Below are 17,879 nucleotides of genomic sequence, written 5' to 3'. Positions count from 1 at the left end.
CGGGACGCGGCGCCGGCGATGGCGAAGCGGCCGGTCGGCAGCGCCTTGGGGCCCCCCTGATGCGATCGGCCGGGTGACCGGGCCCGAAAGGAGCACGCGTATGCCGATTCTGGAGTTCCTTGGATTCGCCGGCGCCCGCGACGACGCGTCGCCCGAGGCCGACGTCATCCGCCACATCGTCGGCGAGCTCGAAGCGTTGCCGGAAGACCGCGCCCGCCACCTCGCCACGTTCGCCTGGGTGCTCGGCCGCGCCGCTCACGCCGACTCGCACGTAAGCGACGACGAGACACGGAAGATGGAGGACATCGTCCGCGTGCTCGGACATCTGCCGGAGGCGCAGGCGGTGCTGGTCGTGGAGATGGCCAAGCACCAGGTACGCCTGTTCGGGGGCACGCAGAACTACGCGGTGACACGAGGCTTCCGCGAACTCTCGACCCCCGAGCAGCGGATCGAGCTGCTCGAGTGCGTCTTCGCCGTCTCGGCCGCCGACGAATCGATCACGGTCGTCGAAGAGGGCGAGGCCCGCAAGATCTCGACCGAGCTCGGGCTCGACCACGCCGAGTTCGTCCGCGCCCGCGCCGCCTACGTGGAGCACCTCGAGGCGCTGAAAGCGCTACGCGGCAGGCGCCCGCCCCTTGCGCGGTGAGACCGATACCGCCGGATTCGCGTCCAGCATCACGGCCAGCCAGCGTAGATCGGCGGTGTTCTCCAGCGCGATCTTCACCACCATGGTGAGGGGCACCGAGAAGAGCATCCCGACCGGCCCCCAAACCCAGCCCCAGAAGACGAGGGACACGAAGACCACCAGGGTCGAGAGGCCGAGGCGACGGCCGAGCAGCGTCGGCTCGATCAGGTTCCCGAACGCGACGTTCACGAGCAGGTACCCCGCCGCGATGATCACGGCCGGGCCGGGCCCGAGTTGCAGCAGCGCGAGCAGCACCGCCGGAATCGCCGCGAAGATGGAGCCGAGGGTCGGAATGAAGTTGAACATGAACGCGACGACGCCCCACAGCAGGGGAAAGTCGAGCCCCATGATCGCAACCCAGATCCCGACGATGACGCCGGTGGCCGCGCTGACGGTGGCCTTGGTGACGAGGTAGGTCTGGATCTGGGCGGAGATGCGCCCGAGGTGTCCGAACGGGTCGGGTCCCGCCCCGAAGGCGAGCTTGATCTTGGCGGTGAAGCCTGCCGCCTCGAACAGGATGAAGACCACCGTCAGGAACACCAGAAAGGCGTTGGAAAGAAAGGCGCCGATCGTCCGTACCGCGTTCCCGACGATCGCGCCGGTGTTGCCGATGATCGCGCCGATCGTGTCGGCGGTTCCGAAGGCCGCGAGCGAGACCGATTGGAAATCCTCCCGCAACTGCTCCACCGGCAGGCCCAGGGACGCGCCCAGCGCGGCCACCGAGGTCGCCAGATCGCCGACGCGGGCTCGGTAGCGGGGAATCACTTCCGTCAACTGGTTGACCGACTGCGCCAGCAACGCCACCAGGATCCCGATGACCGAGGCGACGGTCAGGACGGTCAGCAGCACGGCCAGGGGCTTCGGCACGCGCATCCGCACCAGCCAGTTCATCAGCGGCACGTTCACCACGGCGAGGAACACGGCGATCAGGAAGGGCAGGATGAGGGCGGCGGCGGCGCGCAGGCCGGCGATGACGATGACGACGCAGGCCGCGGCGACGAGGAATCGCAGGCCGGCGTCGCGGCGCTGGCGCGGCTCGGGGCTCATGACGGCTCGGGGCTCATGGCGCGTCGAAGAGCGTCAGTGCGAATGCCGCGTCGGACTCGATCCACTGCGCGCCGTACGCGAATCCGGCGCGCGCGGCCATGTCCACCACGTCATCCGGGCGGTACTTGTGCGAGCTCTCGGTCCAGATCGTCTCTCCCTCGGCGAACCGGACGCAACAACCGGCGCCCGGAAGACAGACGGTCTGCTCCGCCTGACTGACGAGATAGGACTCGACGCGCGACTCCCGCGCGTTCCAGACGACGCGGTGCGCGAACTGCTCGAGATCGAAGTCCGCGTCGAGCTCGCGGTTCAGGCGCACGAGAAGATTGCGGTTGAACGACGCCGTCACGCCCAGCGGGTCGTCGTAGGCCAGGATCAGATCCGGCTCCGGCTTGACGAGGTCCGTGCCCAGCAGCAGGCTGTCGCCGGGCCGCAACGCGGCGCGGATCGCCGCGAGAAAACGGTCTGCCTCGTCCGGGGCGAGGTTCCCGATATTCGATCCGAGGAACAGCACCATGGCCGCGCGACCCGGCTCGAGCTCGGCAACCGCGGCACGCAGCCCCTCGGCGTACGAGGCGCAGTGCCCGCGGACGGTAACGCGGGGATGGGGCGCCACGGCGCGGCTGGCCTGTGCGAGCGCCGTCTCCGAGATGTCGATCAGATGGATCGTCGCGGCGCGGCCCTGCTCCGCCAGCCCCGCGGTCAGAATGGCGAGCTTCTCGCCGTTGCCGCCGCCGAGCTCGACCAGCGTGGCGGGATCGCCCAGGCGAGCGAGGATGTCGTCACGTTCACGCGCCAACAGCGTCCGCTCGCTGCGCGTGATCGGGTACCAGGGGAGCTCGCAGATCGCCTCGAACAGGTGCGACCCGAGCGCATCGTAGTGATACTTCGTGGCCAGGCGCTTCGGCCGACTCGTGAGCCCCTCGACCACGTCGCGCGCGAGTGCCTCGTCGAGACCCGCCTCGGCAGCTGGCGCCGGGGATACCGCTTCCAGCGCCGTCACTGCGCGTCTCCCGCACAACGAAACGTCGCGTACGCGTACGGATAGTGCGGCCGGAACCAGTTCCGGAAGCTGCGGCGCACCAGTCCGCGCGCGGTGGCCGGCGACGCCCCCTTGACGACGAAGTGCTCGCCGTCGAAGAAGTCCGCGGAGTATTCGGGATACGCGGCCATCGCCTCGAAGCCGGGAAAGCCGGCGAAGGGCGTGGACGTCCATTCCCAGCCGTTGCCGGCGAGATCGTGCACGCCCCAGGCGCTCGCACCTGCCGGGAAGGAGCCCACCGGCGCCGGATCCCAGGACCGGAAATCGAAGTTGCCCCGGGTCTCGTCCGGCGCCCCGTCGCCCCAGGGATGCGCCCGCTCGACGCCGTCCGGCGTCCCGAAGGCGGCGCGGTGGTACTCGGCTTCCGTCGGCAGTCGCAACCCCTTCCAGCGGGCGAAGGCGCTCGCCTCGTCGTGCGTCGCGTACACCGGCCAGGCCGGCGGCAGCGGCACGCGGCCGAACATCCCCCGCCAGAACCACTCGCCGTCCGAACGTTCCCAGAACAACGGGTGCGCGCGATCGGTCTCCCGGCGCCGGCGCCAGGCCGCGGCCGACCACAACGCGGGGTCGTCGTAACCCCCGGCGTCGACGAACGCGCGATACTCGGCGTTGGTCACATCGTGCACGTCGATCGCAAACGCGGGAACCTCGACGCTGAGCGACGGAAACTCGTTGTCCCAGCCGAAGCGGACCTGCTGCATCCCGGCGCCGAGGGTGGCGCGGCCGGTCGGGATCGTCACGATCTCGCGCCGGGCCGGCGCGGCCGCGGCCACCCCGGCCGGCTCGTACCCGGCGGGGCGCCGCTTGAAGCGCGGATCCAGACGGTGCCACATGTAGAGCAGCGTCTCCTGGTGCATCTCCTCGTGCTCCAGAATGGTGAAGACGCCCTGGCCCCGCCGCAGCACCGCGTTCTCTTCGCCCTCGACAGGGGCGGATGCGAGGGCGGACAGGATGGCGTCGTCGGCCTGCTCCGCGTAGCGGCGCACGGCGTCCCGGGACGGCCAGCTCGCGATCTCCGAAGCCGAGGCGGCCGCACCGTCCGTCGGATCGATCCCGCGCGCGAACAGCACCTCCAGGTCGCCGTCGACACCGGGGTGTCCGAGCCCGCGCTTGAGAAAGGCATTCACGGCGAACGCGGGAATATGACCGTCATAGAACACGACCGGATGCCGGAGCGGGATCGGCCGCTCGTAGTAGGCGTCCGGCGCGAGCATCTCGAAGAGCTCCCGCGTCCGGGTCCGGTTCTCGCGATAGGCCTGAATCACCTGCCGGCGATCGACGACGCCGGCGCCGGACGGCGCAACCTGCATCAAGGCAACCTCCCGAATCGAGCCATGCTTCCCATGATCGTACCAGAACGGGACACGCCGGACGCAGGCGGCGCGCCGGGCTGGTATGCTAGTCTGATCCGCGGCAGCGGCGCCCACGGCTCCACCCCGCGCCGGCGAACGACGCGAAAGTGGCGGAACTGGCAGACGCGCCGGATTTAGGATCCGGTAGCCGCAAGGCTATGGGGGTTCGAGTCCCCCCTTTCGCACCATCCCGCGACAGACCGCAACGCAGCCTCGGCGCCGCCGGCGGAACCAGCGGCCCGCCGGGGGTTGGAGTGGCCGGCAGTACACGATGACGACGGCGATGAAATCGGAACTGAAGGACGTCGGCGCATGCCGCAAGGAGCTGGCCGTCGAGATCCCGGCGACCACGGTCGACGCGGCGATCGAGCGCATCTCGCGGCGCTACGGCCGGTCGGTCAAGGTGCAGGGGTTTCGGCCCGGGAAGGTGCCCGCCAGGGTCGTGCGGGCGCGCTTCCACGATCAGATCCTCCGCGACGTCGCCCAGGATCTGATACCGGAAGCGGTGGACGAGGCCGTTGCGGAGCACGAGCTGCAGCCGGTGGCGACGCCGGAGATCCGCGACGTGGAGGTCGACGACGGGAAGCCGCTCACCTTCACCGCGCTCATCGAGACGGTACCCGAGGTCGACCCGGGCGACTATTCCGCGTTCACGCTGCGCCAGACGCCCGTCACGGTGGACGCCGGCACGGTGGAGCAGGCCGTCGAGCGGCTGCGCCAGGGGCGCGCGCAACTGGAACCGGTCACCGAGCGCCCGGCGGAGCGGGGCGACGTGCTGACCATCGATCTCGAGCGGCGGCTGCCGGACCAGCCGGACGTGGCGCCGGAGCATCTCCAGGGGGTGCGCGTCGAGATCGGCGGCGACGCGAATCCGCCCGGGTTCGACGACGAGCTGGTCGGACTGGAGGCGGGCGCCACGCGCTCGTTCACGGTGACCCACGCGGAGAACGACGCCGTCCGCAGACTCGCGGGCCGGCAGGCGTCCTACGCGATCGAAGTCAAGAACGTGCAGCGGCCGGTGCCGCCGGATCTCGACGACGAGTTCGCCCGCTCGATCGGCAAGTTCGACGATCTGGCCGCGTTGCGGGCGCAGGTCGACGCCGATCTGCGGGCGCAGGCCGAGGCCGAGGCGCACAACGAGGTGCGCCAGGACCTGCTGCGGCAGCTCGCGAACCGGGTCACGGTCGAGGTGCCGGAAGCGCTGATCGGGCGCGAGCTGGACCGCCGCGTCGAGCAGGTCGTCCGGCGCCTCCTGGAGGAACAGGTCGACCCCCGGCAGGCGCGCATCGACTGGGACGCGTTCCGCGAGCAGCAGCGCGCATCGGCGACCGACGCCGTCCGCGGGACGCTCGTGCTCGACGAGATCGCCGGCCGGGAGGCGATCGAGGTAACGGGCGCCGACGTGGACCAGGAGGTCGAACGCCAGGCGGCGATGAGCGGCCGCACGCCCCAGGCGGTCCGTGCGCTCCTAGAGAAGGACGGGGGCATCGGACGGCTCAGGGCGGGCCTGCGGCGCGAGAAGGCGATCGCGCTGCTGATGAAACGCGCGACGATCGTGAGCCTCTGACCCCGTGCCGGCGGCGCGGCGCGAACCGGGCTCCGTACCATGTAACCTATTCCCATGCCCGAATCCCGATCGCAGCTCATTCCGATGGTGGTCGAGCAGACCAACCGGGGCGAGCGCGCCTACGACATCTACTCCCGCCTGCTGAAGGACAGCATCGTCTTCATCGGGTCGTCCATCGACGACGCGCTCGCGAACCTGGTCATCGCGCAGATGCTGTTCCTCGAGGCGGAGGATCCCGACCGCGACATCCTGCTGTACATCAACAGCCCGGGCGGCGTGATCTCGGCCGGGCTCGCGATCTACGACACGATGCAGTTCATCAAGCCGGACGTGCAGACCTACTGCATCGGCCAGGCCGCGTCGATGGCCGCCGTGCTGCTGGCGGCGGGCACCGGCGGCAAGCGGTTCTCGCTGCCCAACTCGCGCATCATCATCCACCAGCCGCTGATGACCGGGCTGGGCGGCCAGGCGACGGACATCGACATCCACGCCAAGGAGATCCTGCGCACGCGCTCGCGGCTGAACGAGATCCTGGCCGAGCACACGAAACAGTCGCTCGACCGGATCGCCGAGGACACCGAGCGGGACTACATCATGAGCGCCGAGCAGAGCCGCGAATACGGTATCATTGACGACGTGATCCGCGAGCGGGCGTAGGCGTCGGCGATCTGTACGTCAAGGCATGGCCAAGAAAGCCGCGAGCGGCGAAACGCTCCGTTGCTCCTTCTGCAACAAGGACCAGAACGACGTCCGGAAGCTCATCGCCGGACCGACGGTCTTCATCTGCGACGAATGCGTCGACGTCTGCAACGACATCATCGCGGACGACAGCCGCTTCGAGAGCAAGGGAGCCCTCCGCTCGAGCCTGCCGGTCCCGGCGGACATCAAGAAGTTCCTCGACCAGTACGTGATCGGGCAGGAGGTCACGAAGAAGAAGCTCGCCGTCGCCGTCTACAACCACTACAAGCGGGTCGAGATCCAGAAGCGGGTGAAGAACCGGCACGAGCCGGAGCTGACCAAGTCGAACATCCTGCTGATCGGGCCGACCGGCACAGGCAAGACGCTGCTGGCGCAGACGCTGGCGCGCCTGCTCGCGGTGCCCTTCACCATCGTCGACGCGACGACGCTCACCGAGGCCGGCTACGTCGGCGAGGACGTCGAGAACATCATCCTCAAGCTGCTGCAGGCGGCCGGCGGCGACATCGACAAGTGCCAGCAGGGCATCATCTATATCGACGAGATCGACAAGATCTGCCGCAAGGACGAGAATCCGTCCATCACGCGCGACGTGTCGGGCGAGGGCGTGCAGCAGGCGCTGCTGAAGATCCTGGAGGGCACGGTCGCCAACGTGCCGCCGCAGGGCGGGCGCAAGCACCCGCACCAGGAGTTCTTCCAGATCGACACCACCAACGTCCTGTTCATCTGCGGCGGAGCGTTCGTCGGCCTCGACAAGATGATCCAGCGCCGCATGGGTCGCAAGACGCTGGGGTTCCGGGCCGACATCCGCTCCGCCAGACAGTCGAGCGTCGGCTCGCTGCTGCAGCACGTCGAGCCGGAGGACCTGATCAAGTACGGCCTGATACCGGAGTTCGTCGGGCGCCTGCCGGTGCAGGGCACGCTGCACGAGCTCGACAAGTCGGCGCTCGTCAAGATACTGACGACGCCGCGCAACGCCATCACACGCCAGTATCAGAAGCTGTTCGAATACGAGGACGTGAAGCTCCGTTTCGACGACGACGCGCTCGACGCCATCGCGGAGTCGGCGCTCGACCGCAAGATCGGGGCGCGCGGACTGCGGATGATCATCGAAGAGCTGATGCTCGACATCATGTACTCGCTGCCGGGCAACAAGAAGGTCACCGAATGCGTTATCACCCGTGAAGCCGTGCTGGCCAAGGACAAACCCATAACCCTCATCGAAAAGGCCGGGTAACCGGGCCAGGATCCTCATCGCATGGAAGCCTACGAAACTCTGCCGATCGTCCCGTTGCGGGATGTCGTCGTCTTCCCGCACATGATGATGCCGTTCGTCGTCGGGCGGCCGTCGTCGACGCGCGCGCTCGAGCACGCCCTCTCCGGCGACAAGCGCATCTTCCTGGCGGCGCAGAAGGACGCCGCGAACGACGACCCGAGCCCCAACGACATCTACACGATGGGCTGCGTGGCGAACATCGTCCAGAGCCTGCGGCTGCCGGACGGCAACGTGAAGGTCCTGGTCGAGGGAGTGGACCGCGCCCGCACGATCGAGTGGAAGGAGGACAAGGGCTTCTACCGCGTCGTCGCGAAGGTGCTCGGCCGGCAGAGCGATCCGGGCGAGGACGTCGAAGCGGCGATGAACAAGGTCGTGTCGCAGTTCGAGCAGTACGGCAAGCTGTCGAACAACCTGCAGCACGACGCCATGATCGCCGCCGTGCGCGTGGACGACCCGAGCAAGCTCGCCGACACCATCGCCGCGCACCTGGCCATCGGCGTGGCCGAGAAGCAGAACCTGCTGGAGATCATCTCGCCGCTCGAACGGCTGACGCGCATTGCCAGCATCCTCGAGGCCGAGGTCGACAAGCTCCAGGTGGACCGCCGCATCCAGTCCCGCGTCAAGAAGCAGATGGAGAAGGCGCAGAAGGAGTACTACCTCAACGAGAAGATGAAGGCGATCCAGAAGGAGCTGGGCCGCAAGGAGGAGCGCGGCAACGAAGCCGACGACCTGCGCAAGAAGATCCACAAGGCCCGGATGCCGGGCGAGGTCGAGGAGAAGGCGCTGCAGGAGCTGAAGCGGCTCGAGGCCATGCCGCCGATGTCGGCCGAGGCGACGGTGTCCCGCAACTACCTGGACTGGCTGATCGCCGTGCCGTGGTACAAGCGGACCCGCGAGAGCCGCGACCTGAGCCGGGCCGAGGAGATCCTGAACGACGACCACTACGGTCTCGAGAAGATCAAGGACCGCATCCTGGAGTTCCTCGCGGTCCGTTCGCTGGTGCGGAAGCCGAAGGGAACGATTCTGACCCTGACCGGACCGCCCGGCGTCGGCAAGACGTCGCTGGCCAAGTCGATCGCCCGCGCCACGCGCCGCAAGTTCGTGCGGCTGTCGCTCGGCGGCGTGCGCGACGAGGCCGAGGTGCGCGGCCACCGGCGGACCTACATCGGCGCCTTCCCCGGACAGATCATCCAGATGATGAAGAAGGCCGGGACCGTCAACCCGGTGTTCCTGCTCGACGAGGTCGACAAGATGTCGATGGATTTCCGGGGTGATCCGTCGGCCGCCCTGCTCGAGGTGCTCGACCCCGAGCAGAACAACACGTTCCTGGACCACTACCTCGATGTCGAGTACGACCTGTCGCACGTGATGTTCGTCTGTACCGCGAACGTGCTGCACACCGTGCCGCAGGCGCTGCGGGACCGCATGGAGGTGCTGCAGCTCTCGGGCTATACCGAGCTGGAGAAGATCGAGATCGGCAAGCGGTTCCTGATGCCGAAGACGCTGACCGCCACCGGCCTCAGCGACAAGAACGCCACGTTCAGCGACGACGCCTACGAGACCATCATCCGCCGCTACACGCGCGAGGCGGGGGTGCGGAACCTGGAGCGCGAGATCGCTTCGGTCTGCCGCAAGATCGCGCGCAAGGTCGTCGACGAGGGCAAGAGCTATCGCACGGAAGTGACCGGCGAGCGGATCACCGAGTACCTCGGGGTGCCGAAGTACCGGCCGATGAACGCCGAAGAGCAGAACGAGGTCGGCATCGCCACGGGCCTCGCCTGGACCGAGGCGGGGGGCGAGCTGCTGCTGACCGAGTCGACCCTGATGCCGGGCAAGGGACAACTGACCCTGACCGGCAAGCTGGGCGACGTCATGCAGGAGTCGGCGCAGGCGGCGATGAGCTACGTCCGCGCGAAGGCCGAGGAATTCGGGATCCCGAAAGAGTTCAACAAGAAGACCGACGTGCACGTGCATGTCCCCGAAGGCGCCATTCCGAAGGACGGCCCGTCGGCGGGCATCACGATTACCACGGCGCTGGTTTCGACCCTCACGCGCATTCCCACGCGGCGGGACGTCGCGATGACCGGCGAGATCACGCTGCGCGGCAAGGTGCTGCCGATCGGCGGGGTCAAGGAAAAGGTCCTGGCCGCCCACCGGGCGAACCTGAAGACCATCATCCTGCCGAGGGACAACGAGAAGGACCTCGCGGACATCCCCAAGGCGGTCCTCGACGGGCTCGATCTCTACATGGTCGACACCATGGACGAGGTTCTCAAGATCGCCCTCAGCGAGCCGGTGGTGCCCACGCTGCCGGCGCCGGACGCGCCGGAGGTCGAGCCCGCGGCGGACGACCAGATCACGCACTAGGGGTGTCTTCCGTTCTACGGCGCAGCCCCTGGTCAGGCCCGGCTGGGCGACATCGGGGGCCGCACCGCGACCCTGTGGTCGCGTTCGGCGACCACCGTCGGGCGAGCGCACGCGCCGCGCCCGGCGCATCCCACCCCGAACGGGCGCGAGCTTCCCGGTGAAGATCCTCGACGCCAACTTCGTCACCTCCATGCCCGCGGGCGGCCGGCTGCCGCCCGACGCCGGTCCCGTCATCGCGATGGTCGGCCGATCGAACGTCGGCAAGTCCAGTCTCATCAACGCCTTGATCCGCCGCGGGCTGGCGCGGGCCGGCGCCAAGCCGGGCACGACGCGTCTCGTCAACCTCTACGCCGTGCGCGTCGTTCCGGCGGCCGGAAGGCGCACCACGCGCTCGACCCTCGCCGACCTGCCGGGGTACGGTTTCGCCCGGGGGGGACCGGAAGCGCGTCGCGAATTCGAGGCGATCGTGCGGGACTTCTTCGAGCAGGCAGCGCTCCACGCAGTCTCCTCGCGCGGCCGCGGGGCCCCGCGGCTGGCCGGCGTCATCCTCTTGGTGGACGGCCGTCACCCGGGACTCGCCAGCGACGTGGCGGCCCAGGCCTGGCTCGCCGAGCAGGGCCACGAGAGCATCGTTGTCACGACGAAGAACGACCGCATGTCACGCAGTGCGCAGGCCCGGGCGCGACGCGGGCACGAAGCGGCGCTCGGGCGCCCCGTCCTTCCGGTCTCCAGCAGGACCGGCGACGGCGTGTCCGCGGTCCGCGCGGCCGTCGGACAGATGCTGAGCGCGGCGACGGCGCCGGTTCCCGCCGACGGCCTGCTATAATTCCCTGTTGCGTAGTTGAACAGGGAGCAGAACGTGAGGGCAGACATTCACCCGCAATACCATGAGGTCGACGTCCGGTGCGCTTGCGGGGCCACCTGGAAGACCCGGTCGACCAAGAAAGAGCTGCACCTCGAAATCTGCTCGACCTGCCACCCGTTCTTCACCGGGCGCCAGAAGTTGGTCGACACCGAGGGCCGGGTCGAGCGCTTCATGAAGAAGTACGGCAAGGTGACGGTGGAAGGCCGCCGGAAGCAACAACGCACGCGGCGCTAGGCGCTTGCGCCGCAGGAGTCCGCTTCGCTGCGTGCTGCGGCGCAGGCTCCTAGATCAGCGACCGCGACTGGCAGCCGTCGACCGTGACGGACGCCCCACTGACCCAGCTCGCCCGCGGCGAGGCGAGAAACGCGACGACCGCGCCCACTTCCTCCGCCCGGCCGAAACGGCCGAACGGGAGTTGGTCCCGCACGAACGCCGCCATTCCTTCCGGGTCTTCCTGCTGCCGGCGGTGCCACGACCCCCCGGGAAACGAAATGGACCCGGGCGCCACGCTGTTCACGCGGATGTTGTCCGGCGCCAGCTCGCGGGCCATCGACTTGGCGAGACTGATCTCCGCCGCCTTGACCGCGTTGTAGGTCATCCTCCCGCCGGACTCGCGGCCCCAGATCGACGCGATCATGATGATGGCCCCGCCGCCCCGCGCGCGCAGATGAGGCACCGACAGGCGCGACGCCCGGATGGCCGGAAACAGCGTCTCGTCGAGCGCCGCGGTCCAGGCCGCGTCCTCCGTCTCGACGATGCCCCCGCCGCCGGCCCGCCCGACGTTGTTGACCAGGACGTCCAGCCCGCCGAAGCTCTCCACGGTCCGGCCGACGACCGTCGCGACACCCTCCGCGGTCGACAGGTCGGCCTGCACGGCGAGCACTCGCTCCGCGGCGCTCTCTCGCCGCAGCAACTCGGCCGCCTCCTCGAGGCGCTCGGCGCCGCGGGCGCAGACGGCCACCTTGCAGCCCTCGCCGAGCAGCGCGCGGGCCGAGGCCAACCCGAGGCCGCGGCTCGACCCGGTCACCAGGGCAATCCTGCCGGTCAGTTGCAGATCCATAGGAGTTCACCACGGACGTCCATCGCGCGATTCCACATCTCTCGTATCGCCTTCGCCCACTGGAGAGCAGGCGCGAATGCCACCTGTCGAGCGGTCGATGCCGGCGCTCAGTCCACCTCATCGACGACCGACGCGTGTTCGACACCCGCGCCGACTACGTTCGCGCACTCCGGAACGGGGCCCCCGGCGAACCTGGTGCCGCAAAGCTGCGTTGGCCAGACGAATGTGCAGCTCGTTCCTCGCTTCGTCCAGAAACCGAGGATCCGCCCGCAACCGAACAAGTCGGTCCAATGCCTGCGTCTGGATCTCCCTCTCCTCCAGCCCTTGATCGTGGTAGTGCTCACGAAACACATGGTAGCCGTGGAGCGCGGCCTGTTGCAGCCGTCCACCGCGAATCGGAGTGTCCGCCCCCCGCAAACGGAGCCCGCGATGTCCCCCGCTGGAGGCACCCTCCGGCGGATCCCGCTACAGGCGGCGGCCGCCGTGGTGCGCATGCACTTTTCTCGAAGATTTCCTTGACAACTCTCTGACGGCAAGTCGCCGGCGGTCCGGAACGACTTCCGGAGCGGCTCTCAGACCGGCACATCGACCCGCTACAGCCCGTATCGGCGGAGGGTGACCCCAAACCGTCGCCACGTCCCGGGAAGATGCGTGCAAGCGCTCTCAAGCCATTGAAAAAAAAGGGTTTACAATAGATTCATGAGTGTCGCGTCAGAGCCTACCTGCTCGGTTCGTTCCGGAGACGATTCCACGACTGCACCGGTTGGCAGCGAGGCCGCCGTCATCGACAAGCCACCGTCGGCCGGCGCGCCGGCGGCGAACACGACCGCTCCGGCATCCGTCGAGGAACGCCGCGCGGCCGTGCTCCGGCGCCGTGACGAGGCCGAGCGTCTCGGCAATGATATCGCCGAGTTGGCGTCCCGAATTCACGCCGCCACCTACCAGTTGCTCGTGATGATTCGCGCGTTCGACGAGCGCGAAGGGTGGAGCGGCTTCAAGTCCTGTGCACACTGGCTGAACTGGCGCACCGGACTGGCCCTGGGCGCCGCCCGCGAGAAGGTGCGCGTGGCCCGCGCGCTGGAAGACCTCCCTCTGCTGAGCGATGCGATGCGGCGGGGGCAGCTTTCGTATTCCAAGGTGCGGGCGCTGACGCGCGTGGCGACGCCGGCCAATGAGCGGCGTTTGCTCGGTTTCGCGGAATGCGCGCCGGCTTCCTACGTCGAGCGTCTGGCGCGGGCGTGGTGCCGGGTCGACCGGCAGGCGGAGGCGACCGACGAGCGGCGGCGGCACGATCGCCGGAACCTGAACACCTGGGTCGACGACGATGGGATGGTGGTGATCCGGGGGCGGCTGTCGCCCGAGGTAGGTGCAGTGGTGCGTCGGGCGCTGGAGGCGGCAGCCGATCGGTTGCGGACGGAGGTGTCTGCGGAGGAAGCCGCGGAGACCAGCTTCGGCCAGCGGCAGGCAGACGCGCTGGGACTGCTGGCGGAAAGCGCCCTGTCGTCCGATCTGGACCGGGGCACGGCGGGGGATCGGTATCAGGTCGTGCTGCACGTCGAGCCAGAGTCGCTACGGACCGGCGCCGACGGCCGGGTCGTGGATGCTTCCATGGACGCGCTACCGGATCACAACGCGGCCGGGGGCAACAGGAACACAGAGTCGTCCGACAGGGCCGACGTTTCCGCGGACGATGGCACCCCGTGCCGCGGACCGCGAGACGTTTCCGCGGAGGCGCGGCAGGCCGCCACCAGCGGGCGGCCGAGCGCTTCGTTGGAGGCGCAATGGACCGACGCAGCAGACGTCTCCGCGGAGATGTCTCGTGCCGGGGCGTCACGAACGGCTCTCGCAGGACACGCCGCGCTCGAGGACGCGGACGGGCTCCGCCTGTCGGCCGAGACCGCCCGCCGCATGGCGTGCGATGCCGGGACAGTCGTGGTGCGACACGCCGCAGACGGCTCGCTCCTCGATGTGGAGCGGAAGACCCGGACCATCCCGCCGGCGCTCCGGCGGGCGCTGCTCGCACGAGACCGCCAGTGCCGGTTCCCCGGCTGCAATGCGCGGCGCTGCGACGCCCACCATGTCCGGCACTGGGCCGACGGCGGTCCGACCCGGCTCGACAACCTCGTGCTGCTCTGCCGCCGGCACCATCGGGCGGTACATGAGGAGGGCTTCCGGGTCCGGATGGGTCCGACCGACGACTTCACGTTCTGCTGGCCCGACGGCCGTCCTTTTCCCGCCGTGGCGGCCGCGCCCCGTTGGGAAGGCCTGCCTCTGGCCCCCACCGACGCCCGCCTCGCCGCCGCCGGCATCGAGATCGGACCGGACACGGCGACCCCGAATTGGCACGGCGAACCTCTCGATCTCGGCTACGCCATCGACGTGTTGTGGGCGCCCCGAACGGAGGACGGAGCAGCCGCCGCCGGGCCTGCGTAGTCCGCGAGACCCCGCGACAAGAGAATGAGGACTTGCGTGAGCCCGGCCTCGCCACGCGCGCGCCTCGCTCTCGGCGCTACCCGCACCCCGCATGGTCCGTTGAGGCCGCCCGCGGTCTTGCCCGAACCTGGAGCATCCGGTCCTCCCGTATGAGCGGTACGCGGGGTCCGACGACGGAGACAGCCTCGGGCGTCCCCCTCTACGGGCGCCCGCCGGTGAGATCGTTCAGCCGCCAGTCGAACTCCTGGTACTCGAAACCGAACGTGTTCTGCGCGAGGAAAGCCCGCTCGCTCGGAAAGAGCGACGACTCGACGAGGTTCAACACCGCCCGCTCGATGGGGGAACGACCGGAATCGGTCCAGCCGCGGTCGGCGTAGGTCCGGACGAACGCCTCCCGCCGCCACCCGAAGATGGGACTCGCCCGCACCCTGTCCGCGATCCGGTCCAACACCACGCCCCACGGCTCGGTAGCGAACTCTTCCACGACCGCCGCCAGTTGCTCATCGAGGCGCTCGGCGGAATAGGCCTCACTGCGCAGCCGGCCGCTGCCGACGGCGCCGCGCCCGAGCGCCAGAAACACCCGGGGGTCACCGAGCGACGCGAGGACGGAGGACTCGATCTCGTCGAGCGTGAGCTCTCGGCCCGCCACCGTGTGCCGGACGTCGTCGAGTGCGCCCGGTATCTGGCGGATGCTGTCCGGCGGATACAGCGGGAAGTCACCGCGAATCGGGTAGTGGTCCACGACGGTACGAAGCACGAGCGCGTTGTAGGCGTTCAGCCAGAAGGCGATCCGCTGCCCGGTCGGCCAGCCGTCGAAACCGGCCGGCACGTCGCGCAGGGAGCGCACGTAGCGATCCAGAGCCGACCGCTCGGCGCGCAGCGCGCGGTAGTAGACGAGCCCGTCGCGCACGTACAGGTCGAGGATGCGATCCAGCGGCTCGTCGACCGCTCGCTGGCCTGCAGCCTCCGACGCTGCAACGGACCTCGCGCTCGGCACCGGTTCCGCCGGCGAACTCGCTGCCCGCCCAACCCCGGCGTACGGTGTCCCCATCGACCCCGGCGCGAGCTCCCGGGCGCCGGCGCCACCGCTCCCCGACAACACGCCTGCTCCAATCGATGCGGCCAGAGCAGTCACGATCAGGCTGGGAGTCGATCTGGACATCGGCGGGAGGCCCGGCGCCATCGCCGGCGCGTGAGTTCGCTACGCCCTCCACCGGGCGACGCGGCATGATACAACAGAGGAACGATGCTCAGAGTAGCCGCGCTCGGCATGTTCCTCTACGGCCTGCACGACGTGGTCGTCGGCGCGGCGGACCTCCTCGGCGCGGGCACGCTCCCATGGTGGGCCAACGTCTGGCGCATGCTGGCCGGGGCGATGCTGGTGCTGGCCGCCGCGCTGGTGCGCGTGTCGATGCCGGGCGGGCTCGCCCTCGCGGTCGCCGCGCTCCTCGGACTGCAATCGATCAGCCTGCACAACGACGCGCACTTCTACGGCCGTCTCGATCTGATGATCCTCCCTCAGAGCCTGCGCGCCGTCTTCGCGGCCACGCTCGTCGCCCTGGCGTACTTCGGCTGGGGCATGGTAGGCAGCAGTGAGGACTCTGAGTTTTCAAAATCCGACGAGCCGGACCCAGGACCTCGTCTTGACCGGGAAGGAGGATAGTCCAATGATCGCAACCTCTCAATGCGGGATACCTGCGCCCGCCAGCGCCGCTTGCTGCCGTCCTCGTATCGCCCCGCGGCCTCCTGCACGGTGCATTCTCCCCGCGACGCCTGGAACGTGACTCTTTCTTCAGGGGCGCGGAGAACGGCCGTCGCCGCCTCGTTGTCGGGCGGCGCCTCCTCACCTCAGCACTCCTCAGTTCACGCCGCGTCACTCCTGCCTACTTCCGTCGCGGCCCCAGCTGGCCACCGCGCTTCCCTCCGGTCCACGACGGCGCCCCACTACCACCCTTGTCCGCCCCCGTCGGTGGAGGTACGATATTAGGTCTGGGCCGACCCGGTATCCGTCCTGTCTGCGTGTCGCTCTTTGCCATTAGTGCCTCACCCCAAGTTGCAGTAGATGAACTTCCCAAGAAGACAACCCCGAACGCGAAGAGTACCCAACCGATGGCGTTGAGCCACCTTACTACTCGATTCCGCCAACCGCCGATTTCGTCATCCCTAGGGTTGCTTTCTGCTGGAACACATATTCTCCTGTCTAGCTGCTGAAGTGCTTTGTCTATCGCCAAGGTGCTGTAGCGATGAGACCACAGAACTCCGACGAGAGCCACCGCCCAACAGGCCCATGCGAGCATGAGCAACTCCACCGCGGCTGGAGAATCCTCTACGAAGCTATTCACGAAGGCGAACGATACCCCAAGCGAACCGCCACAAACCTTCAGGATTCCATCATCATGTGCCTGTTGTGACTTCTGCTTTGTTGTGATCAAGTAGTCGCGGTACTTCCCCCACGCTACCGAACCCCGTATCATACTCTTCTACCCGAAGGACCCCACGGACCGGATACACATTCCCCCTGCCGGCCGCGCCCGTCGTTCAGCCGGGAAGCCGCGACCGGTCAGACTTCCTAACCGCAAGACTACGCGCACCCGCTCGTCGTCCCGCAGTTGACGCACTTGTAGCAGGCGCCGTTGCGGATCATGATGGCGCCGCAGGTCGAGCACGGGGGCGCGTCCTCGTCGTTCTGGATGGCGTAGGCCGGCGAGCCGTTCTGGCCCGCGCTCCGCGCGGGCGCGTCGGTCGGGACCGCCTCGCCGAAGGTCAACTGCTCGCCGCCCTCGGCCGCGACCTCGCCGCTGACGTTGACGCCCGCGTGGAACTGCGCCTCCGGCGAGAGGAACTTCGTCGCCAGCCAGCGGAAGACGTAGTCGACGATCGACTTGGCCACCCGAATGTCCTTGTTCTTCGTCAGGCCGGCCGGCTCGAACCGTACGTGGCTGAACTTGTCGACCAGGACCTGCAGCGGCACGCCGTACTGCAGCGAATAGGAGATGGCCTGCGCGAATGCGTCGGCGAAGCCGGAGATGGTCGACCCTTCCTTGGCCATCACCAGGAAGATCTCCCCCGGGGCGCCGTCCCCGAACAGCCCGACCGTGATGTAGCCCTCGTGTCCGGCGATGTCGAACTTGTGCGTGATGGCGTCGCGCTCGTCCGGCAACTTGCGGCGCACCGGCTGATCGCCGGACGCAGCCACCGCCTCTTTTGCTGTCTGCTTGGCGGTATTGAGCGGCTGCGTCCGCTTGCTTCCGTCCCGGTAGATCGAGACCGCCTTGGTGCCGAGCCGCCAGGCGTCGAGGTACGCGCGCTCGATGTCCTCGACCGTCGCCTCGGTCGGCACGTTGATGGTCTTCGAGATGGCCCCGGAGATGAACGGCTGCGTCGCCCCGATCATCTTCAGATGCCCCGTGTAGTGGATGAACCGCGAGCCCTTCGCCGGCTTGAAGGCGCAGTCGAACACCGGCAGGTGCGCCGGATCCAGATGCGGGG

The 17,879-nt window shown here is 68.6% G+C and carries 15 protein-coding genes and 1 tRNA gene; 10 read left to right on the top strand and 6 right to left on the bottom strand.

The genetic code is table 11. The annotated features are described in order from the left end of the window. Nucleotides 1-100: 100 nt before the first annotated feature. Nucleotides 101-646, top strand: a complete 546-nt coding sequence (locus F4X11_26500; GenBank protein ID MYN68524.1) for a TerB family tellurite resistance protein — start codon at nucleotides 101-103, stop codon at nucleotides 644-646. Here F4X11_26500 and F4X11_26495 read toward each other — a convergent pair. Genes F4X11_26495 through egtB form a run of 3 tightly spaced genes read right to left on the bottom strand, consistent with a single transcriptional unit; the run spans nucleotide 614 to nucleotide 4,084 of the window. Then, complete coding sequence (locus F4X11_26495; GenBank protein MYN68523.1) at nucleotides 614-1,732, bottom strand: AI-2E family transporter; 1,119 nt, start codon at nucleotides 1,730-1,732, stop codon at nucleotides 614-616. The two genes, F4X11_26500 and F4X11_26495, sit on opposite strands and share 33 nt — an antisense overlap. 13 nt (nucleotides 1,733-1,745) lie before the next feature. Further along, nucleotides 1,746-2,948 (bottom strand): L-histidine N(alpha)-methyltransferase, encoded by a 1,203-nt coding sequence (gene egtD, locus F4X11_26490; protein ID MYN68522.1) that lies wholly within the window; start codon nucleotides 2,946-2,948, stop codon nucleotides 1,746-1,748. Continuing rightward, complete coding sequence (gene egtB / locus F4X11_26485; GenBank protein ID MYN68521.1) at nucleotides 2,732-4,084, bottom strand: ergothioneine biosynthesis protein EgtB; 1,353 nt, start codon at nucleotides 4,082-4,084, stop codon at nucleotides 2,732-2,734. Before egtB ends, egtD begins: the two co-directional genes overlap by 217 nt. A 143-nt stretch (nucleotides 4,085-4,227) precedes the next feature. Between egtB and F4X11_26480 the strand changes: the two genes are divergently transcribed. From F4X11_26480 to rpmE, 7 genes are all read left to right on the top strand, one after another. Further along, nucleotides 4,228-4,314, top strand: a tRNA-Leu gene (locus tag F4X11_26480). A gap of 83 nt (nucleotides 4,315-4,397) precedes the next feature. Next, a complete protein-coding gene (gene tig, locus F4X11_26475) occupies nucleotides 4,398-5,693 on the top strand; it encodes a trigger factor (protein ID MYN68520.1) in 1,296 nt (431 codons plus the stop codon). Nucleotides 5,694-5,747: 54 nt separating this feature from the next. Continuing rightward, entirely contained in the window at nucleotides 5,748-6,350 is a 603-nt protein-coding gene (gene clpP, locus F4X11_26470; GenBank protein MYN68519.1) for an ATP-dependent Clp endopeptidase proteolytic subunit ClpP, read from the top strand. Between the two features lie 25 nt (nucleotides 6,351-6,375). Next, nucleotides 6,376-7,626, top strand: a complete 1,251-nt coding sequence (gene clpX / locus F4X11_26465) for an ATP-dependent Clp protease ATP-binding subunit ClpX (GenBank protein ID MYN68518.1) — start codon at nucleotides 6,376-6,378, stop codon at nucleotides 7,624-7,626. Between the two features lie 21 nt (nucleotides 7,627-7,647). Continuing rightward, nucleotides 7,648-10,032: an endopeptidase La gene (locus F4X11_26460; GenBank protein ID MYN68517.1), complete on the top strand. Its 2,385-nt coding sequence runs from the start codon at nucleotides 7,648-7,650 to the stop codon at nucleotides 10,030-10,032. Nucleotides 10,033-10,189: 157 nt separating this feature from the next. Then, nucleotides 10,190-10,858, top strand: coding sequence for a ribosome biogenesis GTP-binding protein YsxC (gene ysxC, locus F4X11_26455; GenBank protein ID MYN68516.1), 669 nt, complete (start codon nucleotides 10,190-10,192; stop codon nucleotides 10,856-10,858). Between the two features lie 33 nt (nucleotides 10,859-10,891). Further along, nucleotides 10,892-11,131 carry a 50S ribosomal protein L31 gene (gene rpmE, locus F4X11_26450; GenBank protein MYN68515.1) on the top strand — a complete coding sequence of 80 codons (240 nt, stop codon included), beginning with the start codon at nucleotides 10,892-10,894 and terminating at the stop codon, nucleotides 11,129-11,131. A gap of 49 nt (nucleotides 11,132-11,180) precedes the next feature. Here the strand turns inward: rpmE and F4X11_26445 are convergent, their stop codons facing one another. Next, nucleotides 11,181-11,957, bottom strand: a complete 777-nt coding sequence (locus F4X11_26445) for an SDR family oxidoreductase (GenBank protein MYN68514.1) — start codon at nucleotides 11,955-11,957, stop codon at nucleotides 11,181-11,183. Nucleotides 11,958-12,656: 699 nt separating this feature from the next. Here F4X11_26445 and F4X11_26440 point away from each other — a divergent pair. After that, a complete protein-coding gene (locus F4X11_26440) occupies nucleotides 12,657-14,390 on the top strand; it encodes a DUF222 domain-containing protein (protein MYN68513.1) in 1,734 nt (577 codons plus the stop codon). A 199-nt stretch (nucleotides 14,391-14,589) separates the two neighbouring features. Here F4X11_26440 and F4X11_26435 read toward each other — a convergent pair whose 3' ends face one another. Continuing rightward, on the bottom strand, nucleotides 14,590-15,573 hold the full coding sequence (locus F4X11_26435) for a DUF547 domain-containing protein (GenBank protein ID MYN68512.1): 984 nt from the start codon (nucleotides 15,571-15,573) through the stop codon (nucleotides 14,590-14,592). 63 nt (nucleotides 15,574-15,636) lie between these two features. Here F4X11_26435 and F4X11_26430 point away from each other — a divergent pair, with 63 nt between their 5' ends. Then, a complete protein-coding gene (locus F4X11_26430) occupies nucleotides 15,637-16,053 on the top strand; it encodes a hypothetical protein (protein ID MYN68511.1) in 417 nt (138 codons plus the stop codon). Between the two features lie 918 nt (nucleotides 16,054-16,971). Here the strand turns inward: F4X11_26430 and F4X11_26425 are convergent. Continuing rightward, a partial coding sequence (locus F4X11_26425; protein MYN68510.1) for a vitamin B12-dependent ribonucleotide reductase occupies nucleotides 16,972-17,879 on the bottom strand: 908 nt, incomplete at its 5' end.

It is taken from the genome of Acidobacteriota bacterium (genome assembly GCA_009861545.1).
Lineage (GTDB): Bacteria > Acidobacteriota > Vicinamibacteria > Vicinamibacterales > UBA8438 > WTFV01.
This window is presented reverse-complemented; position numbering and strand designations above follow the sequence as displayed.

Coding starts and splice junctions, on each gene's coding strand:
- F4X11_26445 (MYN68514.1), bottom strand. CDS start 11,957: ATGGATCTGCAACTGACCGGCAGGATTGCCCTGGTGACCGGGTCGAGC.
- egtD (MYN68522.1), bottom strand. CDS start 2,948: ATGGACGTCCACGCCCTTCGCCGGCTTTCCCGGCTTCGAGGCGATGGC.
- F4X11_26500 (MYN68524.1), top strand. CDS start 101: ATGCCGATTCTGGAGTTCCTTGGATTCGCCGGCGCCCGCGACGACGCG.
- F4X11_26440 (MYN68513.1), top strand. CDS start 12,657: ATGAGTGTCGCGTCAGAGCCTACCTGCTCGGTTCGTTCCGGAGACGAT.
- clpP (MYN68519.1), top strand. CDS start 5,748: ATGCCCGAATCCCGATCGCAGCTCATTCCGATGGTGGTCGAGCAGACC.
- F4X11_26495 (MYN68523.1), bottom strand. CDS start 1,732: ATGAGCCCCGAGCCGCGCCAGCGCCGCGACGCCGGCCTGCGATTCCTC.
- tig (MYN68520.1), top strand. CDS start 4,398: ATGACGACGGCGATGAAATCGGAACTGAAGGACGTCGGCGCATGCCGC.
- F4X11_26430 (MYN68511.1), top strand. CDS start 15,637: ATGCTCAGAGTAGCCGCGCTCGGCATGTTCCTCTACGGCCTGCACGAC.
- clpX (MYN68518.1), top strand. CDS start 6,376: ATGGCCAAGAAAGCCGCGAGCGGCGAAACGCTCCGTTGCTCCTTCTGC.
- F4X11_26460 (MYN68517.1), top strand. CDS start 7,648: ATGGAAGCCTACGAAACTCTGCCGATCGTCCCGTTGCGGGATGTCGTC.
- egtB (MYN68521.1), bottom strand. CDS start 4,084: ATGCAGGTTGCGCCGTCCGGCGCCGGCGTCGTCGATCGCCGGCAGGTG.
- F4X11_26435 (MYN68512.1), bottom strand. CDS start 15,573: ATGGCGCCGGGCCTCCCGCCGATGTCCAGATCGACTCCCAGCCTGATC.